This window comes from Cryptosporangium phraense, assembly GCF_006912135.1.
Classification (GTDB): Bacteria; Actinomycetota; Actinomycetes; order Mycobacteriales; family Cryptosporangiaceae; genus Cryptosporangium; species Cryptosporangium phraense.
This window is the reverse complement of record NZ_VIRS01000007.1, coordinates 106,634-131,689: the sequence shown is the minus strand read 5'-3', so window position 1 is coordinate 131,689 and position 25,056 is coordinate 106,634. Positions and strand designations below refer to the sequence as shown.

Below are 25,056 nucleotides of genomic sequence, written 5' to 3'. Positions count from 1 at the left end.
CGCCCCAGATCCTTCGACGTTTAGCGAAGTATTACAGACCCTGGTAGACGTCGGGGACGCCGTCGTCGTTCGCGTCGGCGGAATCGGCCTCGTGCGCCTGCCGGTAGCGACGGTCGCGCAGCCGCAGGATCACGGTGGCCAGGGCCGCGGCCACCAGCGACCCGGTCAGTACCGCGACCTTGACGTGGTCGCCGGTGGCGCTGCCGCCGCCGAACGCGAGCTCGCCGATGAGCAGCGAGACCGTGAACCCGAGCCCGCCCAGCACGGCCAGCCCGATCACGTCGATCCAGGCCAGGCCCTCGTCCAGCGTGGCTCGGGTGAACCGGGCGACGGCCCAGGTCGTGACGCTGATCCCGAGCGTCTTGCCGGCGACCAGCCCGGCGACGATCCCGATCGCCACCGGGTCGGCGAGCGCGGCGCCCAGCCCGTCGAGACCGCCGATCGGGACCCCGGCGGCGAAGAACGCGAAGACCGGCACCGCGACCCCGGCCGAGAGCGGCCGGAACCGGTGCTCGAAGTGCTCGGCCAGCCCGGGTCCGTCGCCCGGCGCCCGCCGGAGGACCGGCACGGTGAAGCCGAGCAGGACGCCGGCCACCGTGGCGTGGACGCCGGAGGCGTGCACCAGCGCCCAAGCCGTGACCGCGAGCGGCAGCAGCAGCCACCACGAACGGATCCGCCGCTGCACCAGCACCGCGAACAGCCCGACCGCCACCAGGGCTCCGGCGAGCGGGAGCGGGTGCAGGCGGTCGGTGTAGAAGACCGCGATGATGACGATCGCCAGCAGGTCGTCGACGACGGCCAGCGTGAGCAGGAATGTGCGCAGCGCGGCGGGCAGGTGGCTGCCGATGACCGCGAGCACGGCCAGCGCGAACGCGATGTCGGTGGCGGTGGGGATCGCCCACCCGGCCAGCGGGCCGCCCCGGCTCAGCCCGACCGCGACGTAGAGCAGCGCGGGGGTGGCGACACCGCCGGCGGCGGCGGCGATCGGGAGCGCGGCCCGGCGCGGATCGCGGAGGTCGCCGGCGACGAACTCGCGCTTGAGTTCGAGCCCGGCGACGAAGAAGAAGATCGCCAGCAGACCGTCGGACGCCCACTGGCCGACCGTCAAGTCGAGGTGGAGACTCCCGACGCCGAAGTGGCTGTCGCGGACGCTCTCGTAGAGGCCCGACGCCGGTGTGTTCGCGAGGACGAGAGCCGCGATCGCGGCGAGCAGCAGGAGCGCGCCGCCAATCGTTTCGCGGCGCAGGACGTCGGCGACGCGACGGGCCTCGGGCCAGGTTCCCCGGGCGAGTAGACAGGCCATCGGGCCTCCTGGTGTGCGGGGTCGGGTCGGACGTCGCCGACCAGGCTTCCCGGCACACCAGGAGGGATGTTACGCGATCAGGCGGTGGGCACCCAGAACACGTAGTCCGCGCCGTAGGGCACGGCCTGCGTCTGGCCCGGGGTGCAGGCCCCGGTCGGGCGCGCGCCGCCGGTGGTGTTCACCCGGCTGATGTTCGTGACCCGGCCGAGGTCGGACCACTTCGAGCCCTTCTCGACCGCGGTGGTCAGCAGCAGCCACGGGATGCTCGGGGGCTTCTGCTGGGTCGCGTCGGCCACCACGGTGCCGAGCAGCGTCGAGCCGTCGCGCAGCGACGTCCAGCGCGGGCCCGCGTAGTGGTGGATCCGGCCGTACCCGCCGTACTGCGCGAGCTGGGCCTCCGGGGTCGAGCCGGCGGTGCCCCAGGTGCCGTCGGCCGCGCAGGTGTAGGTCTGGGTTCCGCGTACGACCTTGTACGCGGCCTGGATGCGGAAACCGGCACCGGGCGACGGGGCCCCGGCCGGCAGCGTGAACTGGGGGCCGTGGCTGTGCCCGCCCGGGCTGGCCTGGCTGGCCTGCGCGGTTCCGGGCGCGACGCCGAGCGCCAGGGCGGCCGCCCCGGCGAGGGCGAGCGCGGCGCGCGGTACGCGCCGTCCACCCTTTCGTGACATGAGTCCTCCAATGTGGGCACCTGATTGCGCACCCACCGTGACGCATGAAACGGGTGTTACGTCTCTGCTTCAGATGCTTTTAATCCAGGTCGATCACCGTCAGTAACGGGCGCCGGCCGGGGCGGGCAGCGCGTCCAGCGCGGCCAGGTCGGCGGGGGAGAGCGTCAGGCCGGCGGCGCCCGCGTTCTCCTCCAGCCGGGCGACGCGCCGGGTGCCGGGGATCGGGACGACGTGCTCGCCCTGGGCCAGCACCCAGGCCAGCGCCACCTGGGCCGCGGTGGCGTCGTAGGTCGCGGCGATCGCCTCGACCGCGTCGACGATGGCCAGGTTCGCGGTGGCGTTCTCGGGCCGGAACCGCGGGTTGCGGGCCCGGAAGTCGTCGGGTGCGAACGCGGCCGCGCGGTAGGCCCCGGTCAGGAACCCGCGACCGAGCGGGGAGAACGGCACGAACCCGGCGCCGTGGGCCTCGCACCAGGGCAGCGTGGTGCTCAGGTGGTCGCGGGTCCAGAGCGACGCCTCCGACTGGACCGCGCTGATCGGGTGCACGGCCTGGGCCCGGTCGAGCTGCTCGACGCTGAACTCCGACACCCCGATGGCCCGGATCTTGCCCGCCCGCACCGCGTCGGCCAGCACGCCGATGCTCTCCTCGACCGGGATCTTCGGGTCGGGACGGTGCAGGTAGTAGAGGTCGATGTGCTCGACCGCCAGCCGGCGCAGCGACCCGTCGATGGCCTCGCGCATGTGCTCCGGGCGGCCGTCCGGGTACGGGATCCGCGTCGGGTCGGGGGTGCCGTCGTCGTGGAAGTTCGCGAGCAGGCCGCCCTTGGTGGCCAGCGTCACCTCGTCGCGCCGCCCGGCCAGCGCCTTGCCGACCAGCTCCTCGTTCGTGAACGGGCCGTAGACGTCGGAGGTGTCGATCAGCGTCATCCCGAGCGTGACCGCGCGGCCGATCACCGCGGCCGGGTCGTCGGAGTTCGGGTCGGTGCCGTAGGCCCAGCTCATGCCCATGCAGCCGAGCCCGATCGCGCCGACGGCCGGGCCGTCGCTCCACAGCGTCCGTGTGTCCATGCGGCCACCGTAGGTCTTCGAGCGCGCTCGAACGCAAGGCCGCGCGCGGACCTGTGTACGGTGGCCGCGTGGCTGCACTCCCTGTGGACAAGACGCTGCTGATCCGGGTCGACTACACCGATCCCGCTGCCTGGGACGCGTTGCTGTCCCTGGTCGACGGGGGTGTGGACTCCGACACCGAGCTGCGGGTCGTCAGCGACCCGTCGTTCGACGGGACGACGCCCGAGGACCTGGAGGGCCAGCTCGGCGCCGACCCGGAGCGGACGTTCGCGTTCCTGGCCGACACGGTGACGCTGGCCAGCCCGGAGCGGCCGGTCCTGGTCGTCGACCTGGACGAGGACCCGGGGCGGGCCTTCCGGGTCGTCCCGGCCGCGCTGCCCGACGTCCAGAGCAGCCTGGAGCTGGGGAACCGCGGGTTCGGCGAGCTGGCCGACGCGGCCGACGAGGACGGCATCCTGAGGGCGCTCAGCTGAACTCCACCCGGATGATCCGCTGCTGGTAGGTCCGCTCCTGGTAGTAGCTGAAGTACTGGACGAGCCCGTTCTTCTCGGCGTACTCGGGATGCGCGAAACCGGCGTAGTTCACCCCGCCGCCCGCGCTGTCGGTCTCGGCGATCCGGAACGGCCGCGACCACGGCCCGACCGGTGACTCGCCGATCTGCCCGGTCAGCGTGTTGCTCAGCCGGGGCAGGTACACGTTGAGCCAGGCGTCCAGCGCGGGCACGTGGATGATGCTGTTGCCGGCTGAGCCGGCGTCCAGATTCGTGGCGGCGTCGGACTCGTCGGCGGACCAGTCGTCCGGACCGGACCAGAACCGCCACCGGGAGCGGTCGGTGACCGCGGACGCGGGCACGCGGGCCACGTGGCAGCGGGTCAGGCAGTCGCCGTAGACGTACAGGTCGTCGCCGACCAGCGTCGCCGACGCGGTGTACGTGGTCGCGGCCGGGAAGAACAGCGTCGGGTCGGGTCCCTCGACGCTCTGGACCGGCGCAACGCCGGTGGCGGTCAGCCGGGTGACCTTCTTCGTCCTCATGTCGATCGCCGCGATCCCGGTGCCGAGGCCGTGGCCGAGCGGCCCGGAGCAGCGCGAACCGTCCGGCCCGCGGCGGCAGAGCTTGGCGTAGAACACCAGCACCCGGTGGCGCGCCGGGTCGGCGACGATCGCGCCCGGCCACAGTCCGAACAGGACCCCGCAGTAGGGCGCGCAGTTCCCCGTGGCGTGGGCCGCGACGAACGCCTTCTCGGCCGGGGTGAGCGGGATCAGGTCGGTCGGGGCGCTCCCGTCGTCGCCGAAGACGTCGGTCGTGGTGATCGCGATGCCGTCGGAGGCCTTCAGGTCGGTGGTCGCGGCCCCGGTGCTGGACAGGAACCGCCACGGGTCGCGCACGACCGTGTCGCCGAACACCCAGATCGACCGGTCGCCGTAGCGGGTGCTCTGCCCGTTGTCGCGCCCGTTGACCAGCGGGTGCTGGGTGAGCGCGCCGACCTCCCGCACGCTCTCGATGCCCGGGACGCCCGGCTCGTCGAACACGAACAGCTTCAGCACGACGAGCGTCAGGGCGAACGCGACGACCGCCGCGCCGAGGGGGAGCAGCACGCGTTTCACGCGCTCGGTTTTATCAGCCCCTCCTGGACGACGGTCGCGATCAACCGGCCGCGGGCGTCGAAGATCTCGCCCCGGCACAGGCCGCGGCCCTCACCGGCCCAGTCCGACGTCATCCGGTAGCGCAGCCACTCGTCGGTGCGGGCCTCGCCGTGGAACCAGACCGCGTGGTCGAGGCTGGCGACCCGCAGGCCCGGTTTGCCGATCATCGCCCGGTGCGGGTGCAGGGCGCTGGACAGCAGGAACATGTCGGAGAAGTACGCCAGCCCGCTCGCGTGCGTCGCCGGGTCGTCGGCGAGGTCGTCGCGGACGCGCACCAGCAGCTCCTGGCCCAGCGGACCGGCGTCGCCGGTCAGCACGTAGTCGCGCGCCGGACGCTCGACGAACCGGAAGTCGATCGGCTTCGGGAGGATGTGGCCGGTGAACCACTCGCGGAACCCGGGCTCGGACGCGGCGAACGTCTCCTCGAGCGTCGGAACCGCGTCCGGGTCGATCGGCGGTGCCTGCGGCACCTGGTGCTCGAGGACCCCTCCGCTGGGCCGCACCGCGAACGACGCGGTCAGCAGGAACAGCGGATCGTCCTGCACGGCCAGCACCTGCCGCACGCTCTGCGCGCGGCCGTCGCGCAGCGAGGTGACCCGGTACTCGATGGGCTCGTCCGGGGTTCCCGCGTGCAGGAAGTGACCGTGCAGAGAATGCGGCGGACGCTCGGCCGCGACCGTCCGCGCGGCGGCCGCCAGGGCCTGGCCGACGAGCTGCCCGCCGAAGATGCGGGGGCCGGAGGAGCGGTCGGCCGGGAGGGCCAGGAAGGTGCCGTCGTCGGCGGGTTTGAGGTCGACCAGCTCGGCGAAGGTGACGTCCATGGATCGACAGATACACGACCGTCGATCGGGGCGTGCGGGGTGTGACCGGGCACACTGGCCGGTGCGCCGGGCCGGCCCGGGGCGGGTGCCCCGGGCCGGGTGGGTCAGAAGGCGGCCAGGGCGGCGTTCCAGGTCTCCGACGGGCGCATGACCTTCGCGGCCTTCGCCGGGTCAGGCTGGTAGTACCCCCCGATGTCGGCCGGGCTGCCCTGAACCCCGTTCAGCTCGCCCACGATCGTCTGCTCGGCCTCGGTGAGCGTCGACGCCAGCGGGGTGAACGCCTCGGCCAGGGCGGCATCCTCGGTCTGCCCGGCCAGTTCCTGGGCCCAGTACAGCGACAGGTAGAAGTGCGAGCCGCGGTTGTCGATGCCACCGACGCGGCGGGTCGGCGACTTGTCGCGGTCGAGGAACGTCGCGGTGGCCCGGTCGAGGGTGTCGGCCAGGATCTGGGCCCGGCCGTTGCCGGTGGAGACGGCCAGGTGCTCGAAGCTGGCGGCCAGCGCGAAGAACTCGCCGAGCGAGTCCCAGCGCAGGTAGTTCTCCCGGACCAGCTGCTGGACGTGCTTCGGCGCGGAGCCGCCGGCCCCGGTCTCGAACAGGCCGCCACCGGCCATCAGCGGGACGACCGACAGCATCTTCGCGCTGGTGCCGAGCTCGAGGATCGGGAACAGGTCGGTCAGGTAGTCGCGCAGCACGTTGCCGGTGACCGAGATCGTGTTGTCGCCCTGCCGGATCCGGTCGACCGAGAGCTTGGTCGCGTCGACCGGCGCCAGGATCTCGATGCGCAGCCCGGACGTGTCGTGCTCGGGCAGGTACTTCTCGACCTTCGCGATCAGGTTGGCGTCGTGCGCCCGCGAAGCGTCGAGCCAGAAGACGGCCGGGTCGCCGGTGGCGCGGGCCCGGGTGACCGCGAGCTTCACCCAGTCGCGGATCGGCGCATCCTTGGTCTGGCAGGCCCGGAAGATGTCCCCGGCCGACACGGCCTGCTCCAGCACGACGGTCCCGTCCCCGGAAACCAGCCGCACGACACCGGTGGTCGCGACCTCGAACGTCTTGTCGTGCGAGCCGTACTCCTCGGCCTTCTGGGCCATCAGCCCGACGTTGGGCACCGAGCCCATCGTCGCCGGGTCGAACGCGCCGTTGACCCGGCAGTCGTCGATCACGGCCTGGTAGACCCCGGCGTAGCTGGAGTCGGGCAGCACCGCGAGCGTGTCGTGCTCGTTGCCGTCCGGGCCCCACATGTGGCCGGAGGTGCGGATCATCGCCGGCATCGACGCGTCGACGATGACGTCCGACGGGACGTGCAGGTTCGTGATGCCCTTGTCCGAGTCGACCATCGCCAGCGCGGGCCCGGCGGCCAGCTCGGCGTCGAACGACGCCCGGATCTCCTCACCCTCGGGCAGCGCCTCGAGCCCGGTGAAGATCCCGCCCAGCCCGTCGTTCGGCGAGAGACCGGCCGCGGCCAGCGTCGCGCCGTACTTGGCGAACGTCTCCGGGAAGAACGCCCGCACGACGTGGCCGAACACGATCGGGTCGGACACCTTCATCATCGTCGCCTTGAGGTGCACCGAGAACAGCACGTCGTCGGCCTTGGCCCGGGCGATCTGCGCGGTCAGGAACTCGCGCAGCGCCCCGACCCGCATCACCGACGCGTCGACGACCTCACCGGCCAGGACCGGCACCTTCTCCTTCAGCACGGTCGTCGTGCCGTCGTCGCCGACCAGCTCGATCCGCAGGCTGTCGTCGGACTCGATCACGACCGACTTCTCGGTCGACCGGAAGTCGTCGGCGCCCATCGTCGCGACGTCGGTCTTCGACTCGGTGGACCACGCGCCCATGCGGTGCGGGTGGGTCTTGGCGTAGTTCTTGACCGAGGCCGGGGCCCGCCGGTCGGAGTTGCCCTCGCGCAGGACCGGGTTCACGGCCGAGCCCTTGACCTTGTCGTACCGGGCGCGGACGTCGCGCTCCTCGTCGGTCTTGGGCTCGTCGGGGTAGGCCGGCAGCGCGTAGCCGAGCGCCTGCAGCTCGGCGACCGCGGCCTTGAGCTGCGGGATCGACGCCGAGATGTTCGGCAGCTTGATGATGTTGGCCTCGGGTGTCTTGGCCAGCTCGCCGAGCTCGGCCAGGGAGTCCGGGATCCGCTGGTCTTCGGTGAGGTACTCCGGGAACACCGCGAGGATGCGGCCGGCCAGCGAGATGTCGCGCAGCTCCACCGCGACCCCGGCCTTCGACGCGTACGCCTGGATCACCGGCAGGAACGAGTACGTGGCCAGGGCCGGCGCCTCGTCCGTGTGGGTGTAGATGATCGTCGAGTCAGTCACCAGGCACTCCGCTCCAGGTCCGCCGCGTTTGTCCGTCCAACCCAGCCTAAAGGCGGGTAACGGGGAGTAACCCGGTGGCCCACCCTGGCCGAACAGTACGTCTGTACTGTATCAGTCCAGGTACTCCGTCAGCGCGTCGGCCGCGCCCGGGTCGGCCAGGGCCGCCCCGAGCGCCACCACGGCGGCGCCGTTCTCCAGGTAGGTGGGCACGTCGCCCGGCGTCAGGCCTCCCGTCGCCACGATCCGGACGTCCGGGAACGGGCCGTGCAGCGCCTTCGCCCAACCGGGACCGAGCGGACCGGCCGGGAAGGCCTTGACCCAGCGGCAGCCGGCCGCGACCGCGGTCGCCACCTCGGTGGCGGTGCCGACGCCCGGCAGGTGCGGGAGGCCGGCGTGCAGGCTGGCGGCCAGGACGGTCAGGTCGAGCCCGGGCGCGACCGTGTAGCGGGCGCCGGCCGCGGCCGCGGTCCGGGCCAGGTCCGGGGTGGTGACGGTGCCGGCGCCGACGACGAGCCCGCGCGCGGCGGCCGCCTCGACCGTGGCCCGCAGCGAGTCCACCGCGTCGGGGGTCGCGATCGGGACCTCGAGCGCGGTGACCCCGGCGTCCCAGAGCCGTCCGGCCAGCGCGACGGTCTCGGCCGCGGGCCGGCCGCGCAGGATCGCCATGATCCGGGTGGTCCCGAGGTACGGGTCGAGGGAGAGCGTCATCGCGCGCCTTCCGGTAGTGGGGTGCCGGGCGGGGGGACGTCACCGGCGATGCGCAGGGCGGATCCGGCGACCCGGTGCCCGAGCGCGAGCCGCTCGGCCTCGGGCGCGTCCGCCAGCAGCCCGGCGAGGTAGCCCGCCGCGAACGCGTCCCCGGCCCCGACGGGCTCGACGACGTCGACGGCCGGCGCCGGAACGAAGACGCCGCCCGCGTAGGCGCCGACCGCGGCGTCCTTCACGACGACCGTCGCCGGCGACGGGAGCAGCGCCCGGACTTCGGCCGGAGAGGCACAGCCCCAGAGCGTGCCGGCCTCGTCGAGGCCGACGAAGACCACGTCGGCCCGGTCGGCCAGCGCGGCCAGCACCGGTGCGGCCCGCGCGACCGGCCACAGCCCGGGCCGGTAGTTCACGTCGAAGCTGCGCACCGGCCCCGGTACCGCCAGCACCGAGTCGACCAGGGCGGCACACGACGCCGACAGCGCCGGCGTGATGCCGGACAGGTGCACGACCCGCGCCTCCGGCAGCTCCCGCGGCCCGAGCCGGGAGGCCGCCGACCCGGCCCGGTAGTAGTGCACGGTCGTCCCGGCCGCCCCGGGGTTCTTGAAGAACACCCCGGTCGGCGCGTCGGCGCGGACCGAGACCCCGGACACGTCCACGCCGTACCCGGCGATGCGGTCCCGCACCAGGTCCCCGAGCGGATCCGCCCCGACCGCGCCGACCCACGCGGTCCGCGCCCCGAGCAGCGCCAGGTAACAGGCGACGGTCGACTCGGCCCCGGCCACGTCGAGCCGCGCCGGGCCCCCGGCGGCCAGCGGCCCGGGCGGATCCGGCGTCACCAGCACCATCGACTCCCCGACGCACACGACGTCTAGGAGATCGTCAGCATCCACCGCGCCACCCCCGAACCGAAGACTACGGCCGCGTCCCCCGGACCGGCCTCGGCCAGGTCGAAGACCCGCCCGAGCATCGGCTCCACGCCGATCGACCGGTACGGGTCGCCCTCGGGCCACCCGCCCAGGTTCCGCCAGAGCGCGACCGAGACCGGCTGGTCCGGCGCGTGCAGCGTGAAGCTCAGGCGTTCGCCGTCGTCGACGGTGACGGCCGGGCAGTCCCGCAGGACCGCGCCGACCGCGGTGCCGTCGTCCGGCCCGAGGCGGTCGAGCCCACCGGCCGGCCACGCGACGACGCCGGCCCCGTCGACGAGCGTCGGCGTCCCGGCCGGGGCCGCCAGCCGGGCCGACGCCGACACGTCCAGCAACGCGTGCGCCGCCCACACGAACCGGAAGCCCGGCGCGGCCCGCAGCGTGTACCCGACGTGCACCGCGTCGCCGTCCGTCCGGATCGTGCGGCGCAGTGCGAAGTCCGGCGCGCTCACCCGGGCCTCCCCGGGCAGCGCCGTCCACGGCCGGGACCACACGTCCCCGTGGTCCGGGACCCCGCGCACGGTCGGCAGGCACTCCTCGACGCCGCCGACGTCCACGAACGTGTCTCCGGGCGCCACCGCGAACCGCGCCGGCGACGGCCGCGACCACAGCCACTCCCGCCCCCCGGACACCAGCGACGTCCACCGCCCGCCGTGCGCCGGGTCGACGGAGACGCTCACCATTCCGCGAAGGACCCGTCGGCGTGCCGCCACACCGGGTTGCGCCAGGCGTGCCCGGACCGGTCGGCCCGCCGCACCGCGGCCTCGTCGACCGAGACCCCGAGCCCGGGCCCGGACAGCCGCCCGATGTACCCGTCGGTGATCGTCAGCGGGGCCGGGTCCACCAGGTAGTCCAGCAGGTCCGCGCCGACGTTGTAGTGGATGCCCATGCTCTGTTCCTGGATCAGGAAGTTCGGGGTGGCCAGCGCGACGTGCAGGCTCGCGGCCAGCGCGATCGGCCCGAGCGGGCAGTGCGGCGCCAGCAGCGCCCCGTGCGTCTCGGCCAGCGAGGCGATCCGGCGCACCTCGGAGATCCCGCCGGCGTGCGACAGGTCGGGCTGGACGATGCTCACCCCGGCGGTCAGCGCGGGCAGGAAGTCCGACCGGTGGTACAGCCGTTCCCCGGTCGCGACCGGCACCGTCGAGCACGCGACCAGCTCGGCCAGCCGGGCGGAGTGCTCGGGCAGCAGCGGTTCCTCGACCAGCAGCGGCTGCAGCGGCGCGAGCGCGGGCAGGATCTGCCGGGCGGCCGCGAACGTGGCCCGGCCGTGCAGGTCGACGGCCACGTCCCGGTCGTCGCCCAGCGCGTCCCGGGCGGCCGCGACCCGGGCCACGATCCCGGCCAGCTCGGCCCGGGTCGGCACCGGGGAGAGCACCCCGCTGGCGTTCATCTTCACCGCGGTCATCCCGGCCTCGACGTGCGCGGTCACCGCGTCGGTCACCTCGCCGGCCGAGTCGCCGCCGACCCACGCGTAGACCCGGACCCGGTCGCGGACCGCGCCCCCGAGCAGCGCGTGCACGGGCGCGTCGTAGGCCTGCCCGGCGATGTCCCAGAGCGCCTGGTCGACGCCGGCCACCGCGGACGAGAGCACCGGGCCGCCCCGGTAGAACCCGCCCTTGGTGAGGACCTGCCAGTGCTGCTCGATGCGTAACGGGTCCTCGCCCAGCAGGTACTCGGCCAGCACGTCGACGGCCGCGCGGACGACCTCGGCCCGGCCCTCGACGACCGGCTCGCCCCAGCCGACCAGGCCCTCGTCGGTGCCGATCCGGCAGAACAGCCAGCGCGGTGGCACCAGGAACGTCTCGACGCTCACGATCTTCATTCGGGCGACTCCTCGAGCCGGGCGACGTCCGCGACGGCCTGCTCCAGCAACCGGCCCATGGCCTGGGCGGCCCCCAGCGCGTCCCGGGCCCGGATCGCGCCGACCACGGCCCGGTGCGCGGGGACCGGGTCGCCGGGCCCGTGGCGGTGGACCATCCGGTCGCGTTCGGCCAGGCCGGTCTCGATCAGGACCTCCATGCGCTGCAGCAGCTCGTTGTGGGTGGCGGCGAGCAGCGCCCGGTGGAACGCGAGGTCCGCCTCGACCGCGGCCCCGGCGTCGTTCCCGGCCGCGGCCATCGCGTCGAGCGCGTCGTCGAGCGCGGCCAGGTCGTCGTCGGTGGCCCGCGACGCGGCCAGCCCGGCCGCGCCCGGCTCGACGATGCTCCGGACCTCGTGCAGGTCCGCGAAGAGACCCGGCCGCACCTGCCGGGAGAACTGCCACCGCAGGACGTCCGGGTCGAGCAGGCTCCAGTCGCCGCGCGGGCGGACGAACGTGCCGCGCTTGGGCCGCGCGTCGACCATGCCCTTCGCGGCCAGCACGCGCAGCGCCTCCCGGAGCACGGTCAGACTGACGTCGAACTCGGTCTGCAGCGCGCCGATGTCGAGTGTGGAACCCTCCGGGAGCTGGCCGGTCAGGATGCGCTGGGCGAGCACCTCGACCGTCTGACCGTGTACTCCGCGCGCCACGTACTGCTGCATCCGGTGGGGTCTCCCGTTCGTCACGATGAAGACTTCGAAGCGGTCCAGCCGCCGTCCACGACCAGCGTCGTGCCGGTGATGAACGCGGCCTCGTCGGAGGCCAGGAACGCGACCGCGGCCGCGACCTCGGCCGGGTCGCCCAGCCGGCCGGCGACCGTGGCCGCGGCGCTGCGCTCCCGGTCGGCCCGGCTGAAGCCGGCCCAGGCGTCGGTCAGGATCGGGCCGGGCAGGACGACGTTGACCCGCAGCGCCGGACCGTACTCGACCGCGAGCTGGCGGCCCAGCGAGACCAGCGCCCCTTTCGCCGCCGCGTAGGCCGGCCGCCCGGGCAGCCCCACCAGCGCGTGCACCGACGAGATGAGCACGGCCGCCCGCAGCGACGGCAGCAGCGCGCGGACGCCGAGGAACGACCCGGTCAGCGACACGGCGAGCTGCCGGTCCCAGGATTCCCGGCTCGTTTCGTGCGCGGGCTTCACGTCCACCAGGACCGCGTTGGAGACCAGGACGTCGACCGGGCCGCAGGCCGACGCGGTGCGCCGCCAGGCGTCCTCATCGGACGCGTCGGCCACCACCGCGGTGGCGCGGCCGCCCGCGGCGCGGATCTTCTCCGCGGCCTCCTCGGCCGGACGCACGTCGGTCAGCACGACCGAGGCGCCCTCGGCGGCGAGCCGGGCCGCACAGGCGGCCCCGATGCCACCGGCCGCGCCCGTGACGAGAGCGGTCTTCCCGGCGAAACGATCGCCCATCCGCGCGCCTCCGGTTTCGAACTAACCATTAATTACGAAGATATATTGACAGCCCTGCCATCGGCGGGCAACCTTTCGGCAACGCGGCGTCGCAGGGGACGCCGCGAATGACTCTCGCCCCCCGGAGGGTTCACATGGCTACCACCGCAGTCAGCCGCAGAGGATTCCTGGCCGGTCTCGGCGGCCTCGGGGCCGCCGCCCTCCTGTCCAGCTGCGCGACCGGGAGCGACTCCGGCGGCGGCAGCGGCTCGAACACGCTGACGCTGCAGAACTCGCAGTCCGACGCGGACCCGAAGGCCGCGCTGACCGCGGTGGTCGACGGCTACACGAAGCAGAAGGTCACGCTCAACACGATCGCGATCGAGACGTTCCGCGCCCAGCTGCCGACCTACCTCAACTCGGCCAACCCGCCGGACGTGCTCACCTGGTACGCGGGCTCGGTGGCCCGCGACTACGCCAGCAAGGGCTTCCTGCTCGACGTGTCGTCACTGTGGACCGGCGACGGGGCCTGCGCGAAGTTCTCGCCCGCGCTCAAGGAACTGTCGACCGCCGCCGACGGCAAGCAGATCTTCATCCCCACGAACTACTACTGGTGGGGCGTCTTCTACAAGAAGTCGGCGTTCGCCGAGTGGGGCGTGCAGCCACCGAAGACCTGGGACGAGTTCATCGCGGTCTGCAAGACGATCAAGAGCAAGGGCGTCTACCCGCTGACGATGGGCACCGGCTCGACGCCGTGGATGGCGTCCGGCTGGTTCGACTACCTCAACCTGCGGATCAACGGCGCGAAGTTCCACCGGGAGCTGCTGGCCGGGCAGCACTCGTTCGACTCGGCCGAGGTCAAGCAGGTCATGGACCACTACCGGCAGCTGATCGAGTACCTCGACCCGAAGGGCCGCTCGTACTCCTACCAGGACGCGGTCACCCCGCTGGTCAACAAGAAGGCGGCGATGTACCTGATCGGCGCGTTCGCCACCAGCTCGGTGCCGCAGGGCGGGGTCGAGGACATCGACTTCTTCCGCGTCCCGACGATCGACACGTCGGTGCCGGTCGCCGAGGAGGCCCCCACCGACGGGTACTTCGCGGCCGCCAAGACCCGCAACAAGCAGGGCGCGCTCGACCTGCTCTCGTACCTGGCCGGCCCGCAACAGCAGCAGAAGTTCATCGAACGCGCGAAGTCGTCGAACCTGCCGACGTCGTCCGAGGTCGACACGTCGAAGTTCTCGCCGCTGGTGCAGAAGGGCATCACGCACCTGAACGAGACCCAGGAGATCACCCAGTTCTTCAACCGGGACTCCAGCGACGAGCTGCAGACCACGGCCGACACGGCGCTGACGAAGTTCCTCGACAAGCCCGGTGACGTGAACGCGATCCTCAAGGAGTGGCAGGCGTCGGCGAAGAAGGTCCTCGGGTCGTGACCGTTCTCGCCGCTCCCGCACGGCGGAAGGCCTGGCGCCGGGTCCCGGCCATCGTCTGGGTGTTCCTGACGGTGCCGGCGCTGGTCGAGGTCGGCATGGTGTTCTGGCCGGCGCTCAACAGCTTCTACCTGTCGTTCACGACCTGGAACGGGCTGGGCGCGGCCCAGCCGGTCGGGCTCGACAACTACTCGCAGCTGTTCTCCGACGACGTCTTCACCGGGGCGCTGAAGAACAACGTCATCTGGGCGGTCGGGTTCGGTGGGCTGTCGGTGCTGGGCGGGCTGGCGCTGGCGCTCGCGCTGAACCGGCCCCGGCGCGGGGTCGGCCTCTACCGCAGCGCGATCTACCTGCCGATGGTGTTCTCGCTCGCGGTGACCGGCCTGTTCTGGCGGGTCCAGTACCAGCCCGACGGGTCGATCAACACGCTGCTCGGCGCGATCGGGCTGGGCTCGTGGGAAAAGCAGTGGCTGGCGAACCCGGACACGGCTCTTTATGCCGTGCTGGTCGCCGCCGTCTGGCGGCAGGTCGGGTACGTGATGGTGCTGTACCTGGCCGGCCTCAAGGGCACCGACCCGACGCTCGACGACGCGTCGGCGGTGGACGGGGCCACCGCCTGGCAGCGGTTCCGGTACGTCACCTGGCCACAGTTGCGCGGCGTCAACACCGTGGTGTTCGCGGTGACCGTGATCGACTCGCTGCGGACGTTCGACATCGTCTGGGCGATGACCGCGGGCGGCCCGTACCACTCGTCCGAGCTGCTCAGCACGTACATGTTCCAGCAGGGCTTCAAGTTCCTGAACCTGGGCTACGCGTCCGCGATCGCGGTGGTGATCTTCGCGCTGGCGCTGGTCTTCATCATCACGTACCTGGTCCGGGCGACCCGTGAGGAGGCCGCGGCATGAGTGCCACCCTGGTGGCGTCCCCGTCGGTGGACGAGCCGGTCGCGGCCCCGCCGCCCCGGCGGCGGCGGAGGGCCTGGGTCTTCCACGCCGTGATGGCCCCGATCACCCTGCTCTGGGTCGCGCCGATGGCGTTCGTGCTGCTCCTGGCCGTGCGGTCGTTCGACGACGTGGCCGCGAACGGCACCGCGTCCTGGCCGCACAGCTTCGGCCTCGGCGCGTTCGACACCGCGCTGGGCACTGGCGGAATGGCCCGGTCCCTGTGGACGTCGATCAAGATCACCGTGCCCGCGGTCGTCATCACGCTGTGGCTGGCGTCGATGGCCGCGTACGCGCTGAGCCGGTACGCGATCCCCGGGCGGCGGGCGATCCTGCTGATCATGCTGGCCGGGAACCTGCTGCCCCCGCAGATCCTGCTGATCCCGGTGTCCCGGATCACCGAGTCGATCGGCCTGTACGACACGCTGACCGGGCTGGTGCTGATCCACGTCGGGTTCGGGCTCGGGTTCTACACGTTCGTGCTGTACGGGTTCATGCGGTCGTTGCCCGGGGAACTCACCGAGGCGGCCCGCATCGACGGGGCCGGGCCGGTGCAGATCTACGCCCGGATCGTGCTGCCGCTGTGCCGCCCTTCCCTCGCCGCGCTCGCTGCGCTGGCCACGACGTGGATCTTCAACGACCTGATCTGGGCGATCACCGTGCTGCGCACCGAGGCGAAACTGCCGGTCACCGCGGCCCTGCTGAACCTGCAGGGCGGGTACGTGTCGCAGTGGAACGTGGTGGCGGCGGCGTCGGTGCTGGCCGCGGTGCCGACCGCGATCGTGTTCTTCGCGTTCCAGCGGCATTTCGTGTCGGGGCTGCTGGTGGGGGCGAACAAGTGAACCTGACCATCTCTCTGTGGGATTTCACCTGGTACACGCGCACCGGCCCAGGGGAACCCTTCGAAGACCTGGACGTGGCCTTCGCCGAGGCCGTCGACCGGGGTTACAACACCGTGCGGATCTGCGCGATGCCCTGGCTGCTGTTCCGCTCCGGCCTCGACACGTCCGCGCTCCGATTCCGCTCACTCGGCGGCGAGTACGGGCAGCGCACCCGCTGGTACGACGTGAAAGCCCCCACCACCCTCGACGGCCGCGCGCACCTGCTGGCGTTCTTCCGGGCCGCCGCCCGGCACGACGTGCGCGTGATCGTGTCGAGCTGGGAGTACCAGCAGTCCCCGTCGTTCCTCGCCGACTCCTCCTGGCACGCGGCCCTCCGCCAGGTCCCCGTGGAGGCCCGGCCCCTCGCGCTGGCCGACGCCCAGGCCGACCTGGTCGACTTCGTGACCGCCGAAGGCCTCGCGGACACGATCGCGTTCGTCGAGCTCCACAACGAGGTGCAGTACAGCGCCCTCACCGAGGGCGGCGAATTCGGGTCGCTGCTCGGGATCCGCGACGGCCTGGAGAAGGGCATCGACCGGTTCACCGACCGCCACCCCTCGGTGCCGTGCACGGTGAACATCGCGCACGTGCCGATCGAGCAGCTCCGGGGCGTCCCGCGCAACATCGGGGTCGCGATCTTCCACCCGTACGTGTACGGGGTGCTCGGTTCGCTGGTCGAGGAGTTCGCGCTCCGCGACCCGTCGCGCCCGTACCCGCAGGAACGCGCCTACGCCGAGCTCCTGCGCGATGGTGCACCCCCGCTGGAGGAGTGGCTGCCCGCACCGGAACGGCGCTGGGTCCTCGACGCCACCGTCGTCGGGGCCCGCGAGATCTACACCCACGACTGGTGCGACCCCGGCAAGTGGGACCGCTGGCTGTACTCCCGCTACGGCGAGCACCGGATCGCGATGCGGGTCCTGCTCGACACCTGGCTCGACGCCGCCGCCGACCTGGCCGCGGCCCGGGGAATCCCGCTGGTCTTCGGCGAGGGCTGGGTCGGGTACACGCCGCTGCACGGCACGTTCGAGGAGGGCCCGGTCGGCGCCGAGATCTGCGAGCACGCGGTCCGGCGCAGCCGCGAGCTCGGCGCCTGGGGCACGATCGTCTGCTCCAACGCCGCCCCGCACCACCCGATGTGGAACGACGTCGCGCTGCAGCGTCGTCTCAATGCGGCGTTCCTGGCATGAGGTGGACCCTCGCCGGCGCCACCACCGAGTACACGGTCACCGCGGCCCCGGAGTGGCTCGAGCTGCACTCCTGGGGCCCGGCCGGGGTGTCCCGCGGCCCGTCCCCGCTGGCCTTCTCCGGCAAGGTCCAGTACCTCACGCCCGGTGACGTCGCTCCGGTCGAGTACGCGACCGACGGGCTGCGCCCGTTCCACGGTGCCGACCTGCGGGTCGGAGGGGCTTTCCGGTGGGCCTACGCGGACGCTTCCCAGACCGACGACACGCTGACCGTGACGTTCGCCGACGCGCTGACCGGGCTGGTGGGGGAGCAGTGCTACCGGTTCGCCGGGGGCACCGACGTGATCGAGCGCTGGGTGCGGCTGCGCCATGACGGGACCGCGCCGGTGTCGATCTCGGCGCTCGGCTCGGCGGGCTTCTCGGTGCCGACGCCGTCCGGGGCCCGGCTGCACTATCTGTGCGGCCAGTGGGCGCAGGAGTTCACGACCGCGTCGCTCGTGCTGCCCCGGGGCCGGTTCGCGATCGGCAGCGCCCAGGGCGTCACCGGCCACGCTTTTTCGCCGTACCTGGCCGTCCAGAACGCGGGCGACCACGGCCCCACCTGGGGCGTCCAACTGGCCTGGACGGGATCCTGGGCCCTCACGGCCGAGGCCGACGCGGCCGGGCTGACCCGGGTGCGGGCCGGCCGTCGGCTCGACGGGCCGCTCCGGCTCGCGCCCGGCGAGACCCTCACCACGCCGGTCGCGGCCGGCGCCTACAGCGGCGACGGCGTCGACGGCCTGGCCCGGGCCTGGCACACCTACGAGCGGGCCCGGGCCCGGCCGGGCCCGCGGACCGTCGTCTACAACTCCTGGGAGGCGACGACGTTCGACGTCACGGCCGAGGGTCAGCTGGCGCTCGCGGACGTGGCGGCGGACCTGGGCGTGGAGACGTTCGTCGTCGACGACGGCTGGTTCACCGGCCGCGCCGACGACACCGGCGGCCTCGGCGACTGGACGCCGGACCCGGCCAGGTTCCCGGCCGGTTTCGACGCGTTCGTGCACGCCGTCCGGGCCAAGGGCCTGAAGTTCGGGCTCTGGGTCGAGCCGGAGATGGTCAACCCGGCCTCCGCGCTCTACGCGGAGCACCCGGACTGGGTGTACCGGGCCGACGGGCGCCCGCAGACCGCGATCCGGAACCAGTACCTGCTCGACCTCGGCCGGCCCGACGTCGAGAAGTTCGTCACCGCGACGCTCGACGGCCTGCTGTCGGCCTACCCGATCGACTACCTCAAGTGGGACTTCAACCGGCCCCGCACCGAGTCGGTGGCCCCGGACGCCGACGGCGCGCACGTCGCCGCGCTGTACCGGATCCTCGACCACCTGCGGGCCGCGTTCCCGCAGGTGACCGTCGAGGGGTGCGCGGCCGGCGGGGCGCGCGTCGACCTGGCGATGGCGGCCCGCACCGACGTGCTGTGGCCGTCGGACAACACCGCGCCGCTCGACCGGCTACGGGTCCAGCACGGGTTCCTGGCCGCGCACGCGCCGCACCTGATGAGCTCGTGGGTCACCGACGCGCCCGGGCTGTTCGACGCCCGCCCGCGGTCGCTGGACTTCCGGTTCGTCCTGGCCTGCGCGGGCGTGCTGGGCATCGGCGCCGACGTCTCGGCCTGGCCGGACTCTTCCCGGGCGACCGCTCGGGAGTGGGTGGCCCGGTACAAGCGGGTCCGCGACGTCATCACCGAGGGGACCGTGCATCGGATCGGGTCCCCGGACGCCGACCGCTGCGCGGTGCAGTACACGCTGGGGGACCGGACCGTGGTGCTGGCCTGGAACACCGGCCGGCTCGACGGGCTCGGCGCGGTGCCCGGCCGGGACGTGCGCCTCCCGCTGCGCGGGCTCTCGGCCACCGCCACCTATCGTGCCGGGGACACCGAGTACTCCGGCGCCCACCTGATGGCGGCCGGGCTGCCGGTGCGGTGGACGGCGTCACACGACGCCACGATGGTGGTTCTCTCGGAGGAGCGCGCATGACCCGGTTGGTCGTCGGCACGTACACCGCGGACATGAACGGCTCGGGCGCCGGCCTGCTGGTGCGGCCGGGCGGGGCGCTCGACACCCCCTCGCCGTCGTACGTGATCGCGTCCGCCGGGGTGCTGTACGCGGTGAACGAGGGCGCGGGCACGGTCTCGTCCTACGCGCTGGGCCCGGGCGGCGCGCCGGAGCTGCGGTCGACCGCCTCGACCGGCGGCACCTGGCCGTGCCACCTGGCGCTGGCCGACGGGTACCTGCTGGCCGCGAACTACGGGTCGGGCAGCGTGTCGGTGCACCCGGTCGCGGACGGGATCGTCGGACCGGCCACCGACCTGGTGCGGCACTCGGGGTCCGGGCCGGACGCCGACCGGCAGGAGGGCCCGCACGCGCACCAGGTCGTGCCCGGTCCCGACGGCCGGGTCACGGTCGTCGACCTGGGTATCGACCGGCTGGTGGAGTACCGGCTGGCGTCCGGCCGCCTGGAGCGGCTCGCCGAGACCGTGCTGCCGCCCGGCTCCGGCCCGCGCCACGTCGTGACGCATCCCTCCGGCCGCCGCTACGTGGCGGCCGAGCTCGGCTCGGCCGTGCTGACGCTGGAGGGCGGGTCGGTGGTCGCGTCGACCCCGGCGACGGCGAAGGACGGCCCCAACCAGCCCAGCGCGATCGTCCTGACCGGGGACCACCTGTACCTGGCCAACCGGGGTGCGGACACGATCGCCGCGTTCCGCCTCGATTCTCGCGGGGTGCCGGCGCCGCTGGCCGAGGTGCCGTGCGGGGGCGCCTGGCCGCGCGACCTGGCGCTGGTCGGCGGGGGGCTGGTGGCCGCGAACGAACGCTCGCACGGTCTGGCGTACTTCGACCTGGTGGACGGCGTCCCGGTGCCGACCGGCCGCGTCGACGAGGTCGGCTCCCCGACCTGCGTCCTCCCGCTGCCCTAGTCCCGAGCGACGCTAGTCGCGGGCGATGCGCGTCAACTGGGGCCAGAGCCCGGCGAGGAACGCGGCGGACGCGACGAACGCGAACCAGAACGGCGCGGTCACGCCGACCCGCGCGGCCAGCGCACCGCCCAGCGCGGAGCCGGCGACCAGCCCGCCGTACACGCAGATCGTGTAGACGCTGCCGACCCGGCCCTGCAGGTGCGCGGGGACCGCGCGCTGCCGCACGGTCGTCGACGTCGTGCCCCAGATGAACGCGTGCGCGCCGAACACGAACAGGACCGCCAGCGCGACCGCGGCCGACGTGGTCACGGCCAGCGCCAGGTGGGTGAGCGTCTCGATGATCAGCCCGATGCGCATCACGGTGCCGAGGCTCACCCGGGCCGTGATCGCGCCGTACAGCCCGGTGCCGAGCAGCCCAACTGCCGCCGAGGCCGTCGTGAGCAGCCCGAACCCGACCGGGCCGAGCCCGAGCCGGTCGCCGGCGTAGAGCACGAGCACCGACCAGGCCGCCCCGAACGACACGTTGAAGATCAGGATCGTGAGCGCGAGCGTCCGGACGGCCGGGTGCCGGACGGTCCAGGCGAACCCCTCCCGGAGCCCGGTTCTCTCCTGGGGCCTCGGCACCGGCGCGGTGACGATCCGGGACACCAGCAGCACCCCGGCGGCCACCAGCACCGCCTGGGCGACGAACGGCCAGACCGCGCCGGCCGCGAACAGCGCCGCGCCGATCGGCGGCCCGGCCAGCTGGTTGAGCGTCACGAACCCGACTTGCAGGCGCGCGTTGGCCAGCGCCAGGTCGTCCCGGGGAACGAGCATCGGGGTGAGCGTCGCCGCGGTGTTGTCGGCGAACACCTCCGCGGTCGCCAGCAGCCCCAGCGCCACCAGCGCGCCGACCGCCCCGAGCCGCCCGGCCGCGAGCAGCCCGACCAGCCCGGCGAGCACCACGGCCCGGCTCCCGTCGGCCAGCACCACGATCCGCCGCCGGTCGTGCCGGTCGGAGAGGACGCCCGCGTACAACCCGAACACCAGCGGCGGCGCCCACCGCAGCAGCGCGGCCAGCGAGATCAGCACCGGGTTCGCGGTCAGCGAAGCGACCAGCAGCGGACCGGCCGCGGCCGCCACCCCGTCCCCGAGACTCGTCACCCACGACGACGCCAGCAACCACCGGAACGACACCCCGAGGCGCGCCGGAACCACCCGCTCCGCCGCCCCGCGCACCGCCGAACACTATCCGGTTCCTGCCCCCCGTTCACCGGTCGCGAGGCCGGCCGCGCACTTTCTACTCTGGACCCGTCGGCCGCGAACCGGGGGCTTCGCCGCATGGAGACTGTGGGCACGGCCTTACTCGTACCGGGGGCGATCGCCGGACTGGCGTTCGTGTTCTACATGCTGTTCTTCGCCGAGGGCCACATCACCGGCCTGATCGTCGGGATCGTGTGGATCTTCAGCGACGGCGTCCGGGCCGGCCTCGCCGTGATCATCCTCGCCGCGGCCGCCCTCGGCGGGTTCCTGATCAGCGCCGCCCCATCCGACGGCAACGGCAACGGCGGCGACTCGGTGAGCTCATCCGGCGTGACCTCCGCCGACCAACCGGCCGCGGAAGCCGCGCCGAGCCCGGCCGAGTACTGCGTGATCGGCTCGCCGGCGGCGCGGATGCGTACCGACCCGGCGTCGAGCTCCGACCAGATCGCCCGCATCCTCCAGGGAACCTGCGGCATCTACGACGCGGCCGAGGGGGCCCCGGAGCTGCAGGCCGGCCCGGCCACCAGCGGCGAAACCGTCGATTGGCGCCACGTCCGCTACGGCACCGCCACCGGTTGGATCGTCGACTCGTTCCTCCGGTGACTCACGGGGGGGGGGGGGGGGGGGGGTGGGCGGGGGGGGAGGTGGGGGGGGGGGGGGGCCGCGCGGATCGGGACGACGTCGACCTAAGGGCTGACCCGTAACCGCGGTGGGTCGTTGTCGTTGGGTGCTTCGTCGTGGTGTTGTCAGCGTCGCGGACCGAACTGATCCCAGTCTTCACCGGCCTGTCCGAGCGGCAGTTCCGGCGTCTGGTCACGATGGTGGCTCGCCGGGGCGGCGCCCAGGTCGCAGACGGCCGGCCGGGCCGGCCGTGGTGTCTGCCGCTGGCCGACCGGGTGCTGATGCGCATCATCGACCGTCTCGCGCCGCTGCTCACACTCTCGTCGGTCGTGCGCCGGCACTCACCCGAGCGGGTCCTCATCGACGACGCAACCCTGGCCCGGTCCGCGACCAGGACCTCACCGCACGGTCGAAGAACTACCGTTGCTCGGTGAACGTGCAGGTCATCATCGACGCCGACACTCAACTCGTGGTCGCGGTCGGTGACCCGGTGGCGGGCAACCGCAACGACTGCACCGCCCATGAAGACTCCGGTGCGGCCTGGGCCACCCGCGGCGCGACCGTGATCGCCGACGGCGCCTACCGCGGACCCCGCTGCCGCGGGGCGGTCGTCCCGCACCGCCGCAACCGCGACAAGACCCCGCTGCCGGACTGGAGAGAACACCACAACCGGTCGCACCGTCACGTCCGCGCCCGCATCGAACGCGCCCTGGCGCGCATGAAGAACTCGACGATCCTCCGCGACTGCCGCCGCCGCGGCGGCGGCGTGGCACACGCCGTCCGCGGAATCGCGTACATGCACAACCTCGCCGCGACCGTCTTACCTCAGACCAGGCCTGGACACCGCCGACCGAACCGAGTTACGAGGTAGCACTTAGGCTCGGAACGATGCGCACCCTGTACCCGTCCCTCGACCCCCGCCGCACCGGACTCCTCGACGTCGGCGACGGCCACTCGATCTACTGGGAGGAGTGCGGCGCACCCGGCGGCAAGCCGGTCGTGTTCCTGCACGGCGGCCCCGGCGGCGGCAGCACCCCCGACCACCGGCGCCTGTTCGACCCCGACCGCTACCGGATCGTCCTGCTCGACCAGCGCGGCTGCGGCCGCAGCCGCCCGCACGCGTCCGAGCCGCACGCCGACCTGAGCGCCAACACGACCTGGCACCTCGTCGAGGACCTGGAGAAACTCCGCGAGCACCTCGGCATCGACCGGTGGCAGGTGTTCGGCGGCTCCTGGGGCTCCACGCTCGCCCTCGCCTACGCCGAGACCCATCCCGGCCGGGTCACCGAGCTCGTCCTCCGCGGGATCTTCACGCTCCGCCGGAGCGAGATCGACTGGTTCTACGAGGGCACCCTGGCCGACCTCCGCCCGGAGCTCTGGGAGGCCTTCGCCGCCGCGGTCCCGGACGCCCGCCCCGGCGGCTACGTCGAGGCCTACGGACGGTTGCTCGCCGACCCCGACCCGGCCGTCCACGGCCCGGCCGCGGCCGCCTGGGCCCGCTGGGAGGCCGCCAACATCAGCCTGCTGCCGCGTCCGGAGCTGGTCGACCGCTACGGCGAGGCCGCGTACGCGACCGCGTTCGCGCGGATCGAGAACCACTACTTCCGGCACGCCGGGTGGTTCACCGACCGTCAGCTCCTGTCCGACGCTCCGCGGCTGAGCAGCATCCCGACGGTCATCGTGCAGGGCCGCTACGACCTGTGCACGCCACCGGTGACCGCGCTGGAGCTGCACCGCGCGTTACCGTCGGCCGAGTTCGTCCTGGTCGACGACGCCGGGCACTCGTTCGACGAGCCCGGCATCCTCGACGCGCTGATCCGGGCCACCGACCGCTTCGCGGGCTGACGACCGTGATCTGAGCCGTTGGCGCGCCGGACGGCCGGGCCGCGTGACAGACTCCGGACCGCCGTCCGGACGAGGGAGCTGCCGCCATGGCCGAGCGAGCGCGCGCTGCGCGGATTCACGCCTGTGGAACGGCGCCGGTCGTCGGCGACGTCGATCCCCCCGCGACCGGGCCCGGCGTCGTGCTGGTCGAGGTGCTGGCCGCGCCGATCACGCCGCTGGACCTGCTGTGCGCGTCCGGAACGTCGTACTTCGGGACGCCCGCCACGCCGTACGTGCCGGGCGTGCAGGGCGTCGGCCGGCACGCGGGGCGGGTCGTGTGGTTCCCGACCCCGGCCGGAATGGCGCCGGGCGACGGGAGCATGGCGTCGGTCGTCGCGGTGCGGGAGGCCGACCTGGTCGCGCTGCCGCCGGACGCCGACCCGGTCGCGGTCGCCGCGGCCGGCCTGTCGGCCGTCGCCGCGTTCGCCGCGCTGACCTGGCGCGGCCGCCTCCGGGCCGGCGAGACCGTCCTGGTGCTCGGCGGCGGAGGCGTCGTCGGCCAGGCCGCGATCCAGTTCGCCAAGGCCGCCGGGGCCGCCCGGGTCCTGGCCGCGGCCCGCTCGGCCGCGGCCCGGGACCGGGCCCGCGACGCCGGCGCGGACGTCGTCATACCGTTAGATTTTGGCGGGGGACCGGTCGCCTGGGGCGCGGGGCTCCCCGGGCCCGGCACGATCGACGCGGTGGCCGGCGGCGCGCCGGACGGCGGCGTCGCCTGGGCGCCGGACCCGCCGCGGCCGGACACGATCGACGCCGTCGTGGCCGACGGCCCGGTGGCCGAGGCCGAGGTGCTCGCCGACCGCTTCCGGGCGGCCTGCCCGGAGGGCGCCGACCTCGTCCTCGACACGCTGTTCGGCCCGCCGGCCGCGGCCGCCGCCCAGGTTCTGAAGCCCGGCGGCCGGCTGGTGAACCTCGGCAGCTCCGCCGCCGAGACCGCCCCGTTCGACTCGGCGACGCTCCGCAGCAAGCAACTCGACGTTCTGGGCTACACCAACGTCGCGCTCAGCCCCGACCAGCGGGCCGACGCGATCCGCACGGTCGCCGACGCGGTCCGGGCCGGCCGGCTCACGATCGCCCACGAGACCTACCCGCTCGCCGACGCGGCCGAGGCCTGGTCGCGGCAGGCCTCGGGCGCCGCCGAGGGCCGCGTCGTGCTCGTGCCCTGACGGAATTGGCTCAGTCCGGGCGCGCCGGGGCCGACAGGAGGGGGAGCGGGACCGGGCGG

General features: G+C 73.4%; 23 protein-coding genes and 1 pseudogene. 11 read left to right on the top strand and 13 right to left on the bottom strand.

The annotated features are described in order from the left end of the window. Positions 1 to 31: 31 nt before the first annotated feature. The 3 genes from nhaA to FL583_RS12340 all read right to left on the bottom strand — a co-directional run bounded on the left by nhaA (position 32) and on the right by FL583_RS12340 (position 3,039). Entirely contained in the window at positions 32 to 1,303 is a 1,272-nt protein-coding gene (gene nhaA / locus FL583_RS12350) for a Na+/H+ antiporter NhaA (protein WP_142704733.1), read from the bottom strand. Between the two features lie 77 nt (positions 1,304 to 1,380). Further along, positions 1,381 to 1,971, bottom strand: a complete 591-nt coding sequence (locus FL583_RS12345) for a DUF3455 domain-containing protein (protein WP_142704732.1) — start codon at positions 1,969 to 1,971, stop codon at positions 1,381 to 1,383. A gap of 99 nt (positions 1,972 to 2,070) precedes the next feature. After that, a complete protein-coding gene (locus tag FL583_RS12340) occupies positions 2,071 to 3,039 on the bottom strand; it encodes an aldo/keto reductase (RefSeq protein WP_142704731.1) in 969 nt (322 codons plus the stop codon). Positions 3,040 to 3,107: 68 nt separating this feature from the next. Here FL583_RS12340 and FL583_RS12335 point away from each other — a divergent pair, with 68 nt between their 5' ends. After that, positions 3,108 to 3,512 carry a DUF6924 domain-containing protein gene (locus FL583_RS12335; RefSeq protein ID WP_142704730.1) on the top strand — a complete coding sequence of 135 codons (405 nt, stop codon included), beginning with the start codon at positions 3,108 to 3,110 and terminating at the stop codon, positions 3,510 to 3,512. On the opposite strand, the gene FL583_RS12330 is transcribed toward FL583_RS12335, so the two are convergent. The 9 genes from FL583_RS12330 to FL583_RS12290 all read right to left on the bottom strand — a co-directional run bounded on the left by FL583_RS12330 (position 3,505) and on the right by FL583_RS12290 (position 12,719). Then, positions 3,505 to 4,644 carry a DUF4185 domain-containing protein gene (locus tag FL583_RS12330; protein ID WP_142704729.1) on the bottom strand — a complete coding sequence of 380 codons (1,140 nt, stop codon included), beginning with the start codon at positions 4,642 to 4,644 and terminating at the stop codon, positions 3,505 to 3,507. The two genes, FL583_RS12335 and FL583_RS12330, sit on opposite strands and share 8 nt — an antisense overlap. After that, positions 4,641 to 5,504, bottom strand: coding sequence for an acyl-CoA thioesterase (locus FL583_RS12325; protein ID WP_142704728.1), 864 nt, complete (start codon positions 5,502 to 5,504; stop codon positions 4,641 to 4,643). The genes FL583_RS12330 and FL583_RS12325 overlap by 4 nt, the downstream gene beginning before the upstream one ends. Positions 5,505 to 5,608: 104 nt before the next feature. Further along, positions 5,609 to 7,825, bottom strand: a complete 2,217-nt coding sequence (locus tag FL583_RS12320) for an NADP-dependent isocitrate dehydrogenase (protein ID WP_142704727.1) — start codon at positions 7,823 to 7,825, stop codon at positions 5,609 to 5,611. Positions 7,826 to 7,936: 111 nt separating this feature from the next. Next, complete coding sequence (locus FL583_RS12315; protein ID WP_142704726.1) at positions 7,937 to 8,533, bottom strand: bifunctional 4-hydroxy-2-oxoglutarate aldolase/2-dehydro-3-deoxy-phosphogluconate aldolase; 597 nt, start codon at positions 8,531 to 8,533, stop codon at positions 7,937 to 7,939. Then, positions 8,530 to 9,420: a sugar kinase gene (locus FL583_RS12310; RefSeq protein WP_205752062.1), complete on the bottom strand. Its 891-nt coding sequence runs from the start codon at positions 9,418 to 9,420 to the stop codon at positions 8,530 to 8,532. Before FL583_RS12310 ends, FL583_RS12315 begins: the two co-directional genes overlap by 4 nt. Then, positions 9,399 to 10,136: an aldose epimerase family protein gene (locus FL583_RS12305; RefSeq protein ID WP_142704725.1), complete on the bottom strand. Its 738-nt coding sequence runs from the start codon at positions 10,134 to 10,136 to the stop codon at positions 9,399 to 9,401. The genes FL583_RS12310 and FL583_RS12305 overlap by 22 nt, the downstream gene beginning before the upstream one ends. Beyond that, complete coding sequence (gene dgoD / locus FL583_RS12300) at positions 10,130 to 11,275, bottom strand: galactonate dehydratase (RefSeq protein ID WP_142704724.1); 1,146 nt, start codon at positions 11,273 to 11,275, stop codon at positions 10,130 to 10,132. The genes FL583_RS12305 and dgoD overlap by 7 nt, the downstream gene beginning before the upstream one ends. After that, the gene (locus FL583_RS12295) at positions 11,272 to 11,973 is read right to left on the bottom strand and encodes a FadR/GntR family transcriptional regulator (protein WP_142704858.1); all 702 of its coding nucleotides are present in this window, start codon (positions 11,971 to 11,973) and stop codon (positions 11,272 to 11,274) included. Before FL583_RS12295 ends, dgoD begins: the two co-directional genes overlap by 4 nt. 20 nt (positions 11,974 to 11,993) lie before the next feature. Continuing rightward, positions 11,994 to 12,719, bottom strand: a complete 726-nt coding sequence (locus tag FL583_RS12290) for an SDR family NAD(P)-dependent oxidoreductase (protein WP_142704723.1) — start codon at positions 12,717 to 12,719, stop codon at positions 11,994 to 11,996. Positions 12,720 to 12,853: 134 nt separating this feature from the next. On the opposite strand from FL583_RS12290, the gene FL583_RS12285 reads away from it, so the two are divergent. Genes FL583_RS12285 through FL583_RS12260 form a run of 6 tightly spaced genes read left to right on the top strand, consistent with a single transcriptional unit; the run spans position 12,854 to position 20,087 of the window. Beyond that, on the top strand, positions 12,854 to 14,134 hold the full coding sequence (locus FL583_RS12285) for an ABC transporter substrate-binding protein (RefSeq protein WP_142704722.1): 1,281 nt from the start codon (positions 12,854 to 12,856) through the stop codon (positions 14,132 to 14,134). After that, a complete protein-coding gene (locus FL583_RS12280; protein WP_142704721.1) occupies positions 14,131 to 15,036 on the top strand; it encodes a carbohydrate ABC transporter permease in 906 nt (301 codons plus the stop codon). The genes FL583_RS12285 and FL583_RS12280 overlap by 4 nt, the downstream gene beginning before the upstream one ends. Next, a complete protein-coding gene (locus tag FL583_RS12275) occupies positions 15,033 to 15,914 on the top strand; it encodes a carbohydrate ABC transporter permease (RefSeq protein WP_142704720.1) in 882 nt (293 codons plus the stop codon). Before FL583_RS12280 ends, FL583_RS12275 begins: the two co-directional genes overlap by 4 nt. After that, the gene (locus FL583_RS12270) at positions 15,911 to 17,140 is read left to right on the top strand and encodes a cellulase-like family protein (RefSeq protein WP_205752061.1); all 1,230 of its coding nucleotides are present in this window, start codon (positions 15,911 to 15,913) and stop codon (positions 17,138 to 17,140) included. Before FL583_RS12275 ends, FL583_RS12270 begins: the two co-directional genes overlap by 4 nt. Then, positions 17,137 to 19,149 (top strand): alpha-galactosidase, encoded by a 2,013-nt coding sequence (locus FL583_RS12265; RefSeq protein ID WP_142704719.1) that lies wholly within the window; start codon positions 17,137 to 17,139, stop codon positions 19,147 to 19,149. Before FL583_RS12270 ends, FL583_RS12265 begins: the two co-directional genes overlap by 4 nt. Then, on the top strand, positions 19,146 to 20,087 hold the full coding sequence (locus FL583_RS12260) for a lactonase family protein (RefSeq protein ID WP_142704718.1): 942 nt from the start codon (positions 19,146 to 19,148) through the stop codon (positions 20,085 to 20,087). The genes FL583_RS12265 and FL583_RS12260 overlap by 4 nt, the downstream gene beginning before the upstream one ends. A 12-nt stretch (positions 20,088 to 20,099) precedes the next feature. On the opposite strand, the gene FL583_RS12255 is transcribed toward FL583_RS12260, so the two are convergent. Continuing rightward, on the bottom strand, positions 20,100 to 21,305 hold the full coding sequence (locus FL583_RS12255) for an MFS transporter (protein WP_142704717.1): 1,206 nt from the start codon (positions 21,303 to 21,305) through the stop codon (positions 20,100 to 20,102). 102 nt (positions 21,306 to 21,407) lie between these two features. Here FL583_RS12255 and FL583_RS12250 point away from each other — a divergent pair, with 102 nt between their 5' ends. From FL583_RS12250 to FL583_RS12230, 4 genes and pseudogenes are all read left to right on the top strand, one after another. Further along, positions 21,408 to 21,932 (top strand): hypothetical protein, encoded by a 525-nt coding sequence (locus FL583_RS12250; protein ID WP_142704716.1) that lies wholly within the window; start codon positions 21,408 to 21,410, stop codon positions 21,930 to 21,932. Between the two features lie 134 nt (positions 21,933 to 22,066). After that, a pseudogene (locus FL583_RS12240) lies at positions 22,067 to 22,821 on the top strand (transposase). A gap of 17 nt (positions 22,822 to 22,838) precedes the next feature. Continuing rightward, on the top strand, positions 22,839 to 23,795 hold the full coding sequence (gene pip, locus FL583_RS12235; RefSeq protein WP_142704715.1) for a prolyl aminopeptidase: 957 nt from the start codon (positions 22,839 to 22,841) through the stop codon (positions 23,793 to 23,795). Positions 23,796 to 23,881: 86 nt separating this feature from the next. Continuing rightward, on the top strand, positions 23,882 to 24,997 hold the full coding sequence (locus tag FL583_RS12230; RefSeq protein WP_205752060.1) for a zinc-binding dehydrogenase: 1,116 nt from the start codon (positions 23,882 to 23,884) through the stop codon (positions 24,995 to 24,997). The last annotated feature ends 59 nt before the right edge of the window (positions 24,998 to 25,056 follow it).